Raw genomic sequence first — 6,912 nt, 5'->3', positions numbered from 1 at the left:
GCTTTTTTGCACTGGTCAAACACCGGCCTCATGGTTATAACTTAACGCCTAGCCAAAGTGACACCCCCCGCACGCTGGCGTTGTGAGTGTTGCCTATGCCGATGCAAGCCGTTCGCCCGAAAATACTAGGCTTTATCAGTGAGCAGGCGTCGGCTTGGCTGGTGGCATTGGTGGTGTTATTGGCAGGTGGAGCGCTGACGGTCATCGTCGCCTGGGCGGCCGCCGACCTCTACAAACAGCAAGTGCGCCAGCGTTTCCAGTTATTGGTCAACGAGCGCTACACCCGCCTTCAGGAGCGGTTCGAAGACCAGGAGCAACGCCTGGCCAGCCTGCAGCGTTTCTTCGTCAATTCCAGTGACGTGTCCCGCGCCGAGTTCGATGGTTTCGCCAAGCCTTTGCTTCTGCGCGCCCGCGCCTATGCCTGGGCGCCGCGTATATTTCGCGAACAGCGCAACGCTTTTGAACAGGAAATCTCGCGTCAGCGTGGTACACCTTTCGCCATTAGAGAATTGAACACTTCGGGTGAACTGGCGCCGGCGCCCGAGCGCGACGAGTATGTGCCGGTGCTGTACAGCCAGACCCAAAGCTTGCTGGGTTCGCCCTTGGGGTTCGATCTGTTGGCCCAGCCACTGCGTCGTTCGGTGCTTGAGCGGGTGCAGAAAAGCGGCCGGCCTGCGGTGTCCCAGCCCATGCAGTTGGTGGGCGTAGAACCGGCTTATGCCGCCGGCGTCTTGTTGGTGGCGCCCGTGAGCAAACCCGTCGACACCGAGCCCCATGGTTATGTGATGGCAGTGATCAGCATGCGCCAACTGGTCGCCGATGGTTTGCCCAAGCCCAGCCGCGACAACCTGGTGATGCAGATCGTCGACACTTCCGACACGCAGCAGCGCGTGCTGTACGCGTCCAGCAACGCGGTGGGCGACAGCGGCCTTGTTGCCACGCGTCGTCTCACCCTCGGCGACCATGTGTATGCCTTGAGCGTTCGCGCCAGCCAGGTGTTCGACCAGGCCAATCACTCGTCGATGCACACCATACTGGCAATGGGCGTGCTCCTCAGCCTGCTGCTCAGTGCGTTGCTGTATGTGTTGGTCAGCCAGCGCCAGCGCGCGCTCAAGCTGGTGGAACAACGCACGCAGCAGTTGCACCTGCGTGAGCAGGAGCTTCGCGCAGCCCACGGGCAATTGCGCAGTGTGCTGAACGCCGCCACCCATGTTGCGATCATTGCCACTGACCTGCGGGGTGTGATCAACACCTTCAATGCCGGTGCCGAGAAAATGCTCGGGTTCAAATCCGAGGCGGTGGTGGGGCGACTGACCTTGGAAAGCCTGCATCTGGCCCTGGAACTCGAAGCGCGCGCGGCCAGTTTGAGCGTGGCCTTGGGCAAGCGTATTCCGGCGAGCCAGGCGATGCTGGTGGAAAGCCCGGACAATCTGCACGAGGCGCGCGAGTGGACATTACTGCGCGAGGATGGCCGCTACCTGACGGTGAATATGCTCACCACCGTATTGCTGGACGACTACGGCCTGTGGATCGGGCACCTGGCGATCTACATGGATGTGACCGAACAAAAACGCGCCTACGAGGCGTTGGCCGCGCGCGACCGACTACTCAAAAAGCTCAGTGCCCACGTGCCTGGCGGGATTTTTCAGTTCACCCTCGAACCCAAGGGGAAGGGGCGTTTCATCTATGCCAGCGATGGTATGCGCGATATCTATGAAATCGACACGGGCGTACTGCAGCAAGACGCGGACAAGGTGTTCGAACGCATTCATCCGCAAGACGTGGAGCGTGTGCGCCTGTCGATTCGGCTGTCGGCGCTGCAGTTGAGCCATTGGCGCGAAGAGTACCGGGTGGTGTTGCCGCAACGCGGCCTGCGCTGGATTCGCGGCGAAGCCACGCCGGAGGAGTTAACCGGCGGTGGCACGTTGTGGCATGGCTACGTGTCGGATATCTCCGATCTGAAGCGGGTCGAAGAGGAGCTGCGTGCGCTGTCGATTACCGACTCGCTGACGGGCATTCATAACCGCCGTTATTTTCAGGATCGCCTCAAGGCCGAGATGCTGCGGCTCAACCGAACCAAGGGCACATTGTCGTTGATCATGCTCGATATTGATCACTTCAAGCGCATCAATGACCAGCACGGGCATGCGGTGGGCGATGGGGTGTTGCAGGAAGTGTGCAAACGCATCGGCCGGCGCTTGCGCCGCACGGATGTGTTTTGTCGTTTGGGCGGCGAAGAGTTTGTGGTGCTGTGCCCGCATACCGATGCCGAGCAGGCTTATAGCCTGGCGATGGAGTTGTGGCAGTCGCTGCGCACCGAACCGATGGAGGTGGTGGGCGTGGTGACCGCCAGCTTCGGTGTGGCCAGTTGGCGGATCGATGAAGGGATTGACGGGCTGCTGCTGCGCGCGGACTCGGCGGTGTATGTGGCCAAGCAGGCGGGCCGTGACCGGGTGGAGGCCGAGCGCTTGCGCGCCTGATCGTTCCCACGCTCTGCGTGGGAATGCCTCTTGTGACGCTCTGCGTCACGCTTTGGGACGCAGAGCGTCCCAGGCTGCGTTCCCACGCGGAGTATGGGAACGATCAATTACAAAACGGGCGCTGCGGCTGTCAGCTTCGGCTGGCGATACAGGTCCAGCAGCACCTGATCGAGCACCGAAGAAGCCCCCCATGGCTTCGAATCGTTGAGTATCGCCACCACCACCCAGGTGTTGCCATTGTTGTCGCGGCTGAACCCGGCAATGGCGCGCACGGTGTTCAAGGTGCCGGTCTTGACGTGAGCCTCACCGCGCAGAGCCGTGGTTTTCAGGCGTTTGCGCATGGTGCCATCGGTGCCGGCAATCGGCAGCGAACTGATGTATTCCGCCGAGTACGGGCCTTTCCACGCCGCTTGCAGCATGGCCGCCATTTCGCGGGCGCTGACGCGTTCGGCGCGGGACAGGCCGGAGCCGTTCTCCATCACCAGGTGCGGCGCGGTGATGCCTTTTTTCGCCAGCCACTGACGCACCACGCGTTGCGCGGCCTTGGCGTCGTCGCCATCGGCGTCGTTGCGGAACTGCGCGCCCAGGCTCAGGAACAACTGCTGGGCCATGGTGTTGTTACTGTATTTGTTGATGTCACGGATGATTTCCGCCAGGTCCGGCGAGAACGCACGAGCCAGCACTTTAGCGTCCTTGGGCACTGGTGCCTGGATATCACGGCCCTGGATGGTACCGCCCAACTCCTGCCAGATCGCACGCACGGCGCCGGCGGTGTAGGTGGCGTGGTCGAGCAGCGACAGGTAGGTCTGCGAGCTGCACCCATCGCCCAACTGGCCGCTGACCGTCACGGTCACGCTGCCATCGGCGGCGGTCACCGGGCTGTAGCGCACATCGCCGGTGCATTGCTTGGCGTTGGAGACTTTGACCTGGTTGTCGATGCGGATGCTCGCAATCGGCGGCTCGACCGAGACGATCACCCGGCCCGAGTCATTGCGGGTGACAAAGCGCAGGGCCTTGAGGTTGACCAGCAGGGCGTCCGGCTTGACCAGGAACGGCTTGTTCTCGTCGTTGCCGTCGTCATTGAATTCAGGCAATTGCGGCTGATTGAAGAAACTGCGGTCCAGCACCAGGTCGCCGGTGACTTGCTGTACGCCATTGGCGCGCAGGTCACGCATCAACAGCCAGAGTTTTTCCATGTTCAGCTTGGGGTCGCCGCCGCCCTTGAGGTAGAGGTTGCCGCGCAACACGCCACCGCTGAGGGTGCCGTCGGTGTAGAACTCGGTCTTCCACTGGTGGTTGGGGCCGAGCATTTCCAGGGCCGCGTAGGTGGTGACCAGCTTCATGGTGGAGGCCGGGTTAACCGAAACATCAGCGTTGAACACGGTCGGCGTGCCGGGCCCGGTGAGGGGCAGCATCACCAACGACAGCGAAGTATTGGGTATTTTGGCTTTCTGCAGTGCCTGCTGAACATTTGGCGGCAGGCTGTTGTTGATCGGCGCGGCGGTGACGGAAAAAGCCAGAGGTAGAAGAAAACCGGCAAAGAGTACTGAACGAAAAGAGTTGATCATAAGGAATAAAACCCTACTGCTGAGAAGGGTGAAAAAGGTGAGGGGTATGGAAGAAAATCACTCATTGGTCACGAAAGTGTCGGCATTATGCCCCAAGGTGGATCCAGTTGTAGCTGAACGATAGCGGGTATTTCGGGTTTTTTTGCAGACCAATGGCCGCCCGTCCCATAGAGTCGGGCAAAGGTCGGCTTAAACTGCTAAAGTGCCGGCCGTTATTACTTAAGAGGATTGTTCCAATGGCGACTAACCGTTCCCAGCGTCTGCGCAAAAAACTGTGCGTTGATGAATTTCAAGAGCTGGGTTTCGAACTGAACCTGGACTTCAAAGAAGACCTGAGTGAAGAAGCTACCGATGCTTTCCTCGAAGCATTCATCAAAGAAGCCATGGAAGCCAATGGTCTGGGCTATGTCGGCGGCGATGACTTCGGTCTGGTTTGCCTGCAGAAGCGTGGCTCGGTCAACGAAGAGCAACGCGCAGCTGTTGAAAGCTGGCTCAAAGGCCGCAGCGAGCTGAAAAGCGCTGAAGTCAGCCCACTGCTGGACGTGTGGTATCCGGAAAAGCCGATCAACGCGGCTAAGTGATACTAAAAAAACGGCGACCCTCGGGTCGCCGTTTTTTTATGCCTTGCGCCAATTCAGAATCAACAGCGTCAACACCCCCGCCACAATCCCCCAGAACGCCGAGCCGATGGAAAACAGCGTCAAGCCAGACGCGGTGACCATAAAGGTGATCAGCGCCGCTTCCCGCTCCTTGGGCTCATTCATGGCGATACTCAAACCATTGATGATCGAGCCAAACAACGCCAGGGCCGCAATCGACAGCACCAGTTCCTTGGGCAACGCTGCGAATAACGCCGCCAAGGTGGCGCCGAACACCCCGGCGATCCCGTAGAACACCCCGCACCAGACGGCCGCGGTGTAGCGCTTGTTGCGGTCTTCATGGGCATGTGGCCCGGTGCAGATGGCTGCACTGATGGCCGCCAAGTTGATGCCGTGGGAGCCAAAGGGCGCCAGCACCAGCGAGGCCAGCCCTGTTGCGGTGATCAACGGCGAGGCGGGTACGGTATAGCCGTCAGCGCGCAACACGGCGACGCCGGGCATGTTTTGTGAGGTCATTGCCACCACAAACAACGGGATACCGATGCTGATGGTCGCCGCCAGCGAGAAGTGCGGCGTGGTCCACACCGGTGTTGCCACTTCCAGGTGGAAACCGCTGAAGTCCAGCAAACCCATCAGCCCTGACAACAGGGTGCCGATTACCAGCGCGGCCAGTACTGCATAACGCGGCGACAGGCGCTTGATGATCAGATAGGTGAAAAACATCCCCAGCACCAGGCCAGTGCGATGTTGCGCGGCGACAAAAATCTCGCTGCCGATCTTGAACAGAATCCCCGCCAGCAAGGCGGCCGCCAATGAGGCGGGGATGCGCTTGACCAGTTTTTCAAAGCTGCCGGTCAGCCCGCAGAGCGTGACCAGCACCGCGCAGGTGATGTAGGCGCCGATGGCCTCGCCGTAACTTACTCCACCCAGGCTTGTGATCAGCAGCGCGGCGCCGGGCGTGGACCAGGCAATGGTGATCGGCGTGCGATAGCGCAACGACAGGCCGATGCTGCACACCGCCATGCCGATAGAGATCGCCCAGATCCACGAAGAAATCTGCGCCGTGGTCAAACCGGCTGCCTGGCCGGCCTGGAACATCAGCACCAGGGAACTGGTGTAGCCGGTCATCATGGCAATGAAGCCGGCGACGACGGCCGACGCAGAAGTGTCGGCCAATGGGCGCAAGGGCGCTTGAGTGGCGTCGGTCATGGCGAGGTGTTCCTTTTACCTGGGAAAAAGCGAATTCAAGCCTAAACTCAAACGTAACCACTCATTGCAATACAGCCGCCGCCGCAAATAGCCGTACAGTGTGTTGGCGCACTGGGTTGTGTACAATGTGCCCTGTTTTTAGGTGATACTTGCCAGCAACACGCTGTTGACGTATTACCGTTAATTCGCCGCCGTTCTCCAAACCCCGAGTGCCCATGAACGAACAGTTGCAACCTCTCAAGAAACAACCGCGAGCCGGCAAGGCTGGTCGCAGCGGAACCCAGGACGATATCGTCTATGCGCATATCTTCGAGGCGATCCTCGAACAACGCCTGGCGCCCGGTACCAAATTGAGTGAAGAAGCACTGGGCGAAATCTTCGGCGTCAGCCGCACCATCATCCGCCGCGCGCTCTCGCGCCTGGCCCATGAAGGCGTGGTGCTGCTGCGGCCCAATCGTGGTGCGGTGGTGGCAAGCCCGAGTGTAGAAGAGGCGCGCCAGGTATTTCTCGCCCGGCGGCTGGTGGAGCGGGCGATCACTGAGCTTGCGGTGCAGCACGCCACGGCCGAGCAACTGGCCGAGTTGCGCCAGATGGTCAACGATGAGCGCGACAGCTTTTCACGGGGTGATCGCGGTGCCGGTATCCGCCTCTCCGGCGAATTCCACTTGAAGCTCGCCGAAGCGGCGAAGAATGCACCGCTGATCAGCTTCCAGCGCAGCCTGGTGTCGCAGACCTCGTTGATCATCGCCCAGTACGAAAGCGGCAACCGCTCGCACTGTTCCTACGATGAGCACACCCAACTGATCGATGCGATCGAAGCACGCGACGCGACGCTGGCAGTGAATTTGATGATGCACCATATGGATCACATCGACAGCAAGCTCAACCTCGACGAGGAAAGCGCGTCGGATGATTTGCACGCGGTGTTCTCGCATTTGCTGCAGACCAAGAAGCCAGGGCGTTCTTCAGTCAAACTGTGATGTTCCAGGTTCGCCTGGGACTAAAAATGTGGGAACCGGGCTTGTGTGGGAGCTGGCTTGCCTGCGATAGCATCAC

General features: G+C 60.2%; 5 protein-coding genes. 3 read left to right on the top strand and 2 right to left on the bottom strand.

Annotation, left to right across the window (positions count from 1 at the left end; all coding sequences use genetic code 11):
* Positions 1-95: 95 nt before the first annotated feature.
* On the top strand, positions 96-2,480 hold the full coding sequence (locus FEM54_RS20325) for a sensor domain-containing diguanylate cyclase (protein WP_099548808.1): 2,385 nt from the start codon (positions 96-98) through the stop codon (positions 2,478-2,480).
* Positions 2,481-2,587: 107 nt separating this feature from the next.
* On the opposite strand, the gene dacB is transcribed toward FEM54_RS20325, so the two are convergent.
* Positions 2,588-4,048, bottom strand: a complete 1,461-nt coding sequence (gene dacB / locus FEM54_RS20320) for a D-alanyl-D-alanine carboxypeptidase/D-alanyl-D-alanine endopeptidase (RefSeq protein ID WP_017134775.1) — start codon at positions 4,046-4,048, stop codon at positions 2,588-2,590.
* 236 nt (positions 4,049-4,284) lie between these two features.
* Here dacB and FEM54_RS20315 point away from each other — a divergent pair, with 236 nt between their 5' ends.
* Positions 4,285-4,629 (top strand): YggL family protein, encoded by a 345-nt coding sequence (locus tag FEM54_RS20315; protein WP_017134776.1) that lies wholly within the window; start codon positions 4,285-4,287, stop codon positions 4,627-4,629.
* Between the two features lie 36 nt (positions 4,630-4,665).
* Here FEM54_RS20315 and FEM54_RS20310 read toward each other — a convergent pair whose 3' ends face one another.
* Positions 4,666-5,856: a benzoate/H(+) symporter BenE family transporter gene (locus tag FEM54_RS20310; protein WP_017134777.1), complete on the bottom strand. Its 1,191-nt coding sequence runs from the start codon at positions 5,854-5,856 to the stop codon at positions 4,666-4,668.
* Between the two features lie 215 nt (positions 5,857-6,071).
* Here FEM54_RS20310 and FEM54_RS20305 point away from each other — a divergent pair, with 215 nt between their 5' ends.
* Positions 6,072-6,836, top strand: a complete 765-nt coding sequence (locus FEM54_RS20305; RefSeq protein ID WP_017134778.1) for a GntR family transcriptional regulator — start codon at positions 6,072-6,074, stop codon at positions 6,834-6,836.
* The last annotated feature ends 76 nt before the right edge of the window (positions 6,837-6,912 follow it).

This window comes from Pseudomonas edaphica (genome assembly GCF_005863185.1).
Classification (GTDB): Bacteria; Pseudomonadota; Gammaproteobacteria; order Pseudomonadales; family Pseudomonadaceae; genus Aquipseudomonas; species Aquipseudomonas edaphica.
Note: the sequence above shows the minus strand (reverse complement) of the source record. Positions and strands in the feature narration are given on the sequence as shown.

What these genes read in the sequence shown, in the direction of transcription:
- FEM54_RS20325 (WP_099548808.1), top strand. Translation starts at nt 96, where the DNA reads ATGCCGATGCAAGCCGTTCGCCCGAAAATACTAGGCTTTATCAGTGAG.
- dacB (WP_017134775.1), bottom strand. Translation starts at nt 4,048, where the DNA reads ATGATCAACTCTTTTCGTTCAGTACTCTTTGCCGGTTTTCTTCTACCT.
- FEM54_RS20315 (WP_017134776.1), top strand. Translation starts at nt 4,285, where the DNA reads ATGGCGACTAACCGTTCCCAGCGTCTGCGCAAAAAACTGTGCGTTGAT.
- FEM54_RS20310 (WP_017134777.1), bottom strand. Translation starts at nt 5,856, where the DNA reads ATGACCGACGCCACTCAAGCGCCCTTGCGCCCATTGGCCGACACTTCT.
- FEM54_RS20305 (WP_017134778.1), top strand. Translation starts at nt 6,072, where the DNA reads ATGAACGAACAGTTGCAACCTCTCAAGAAACAACCGCGAGCCGGCAAG.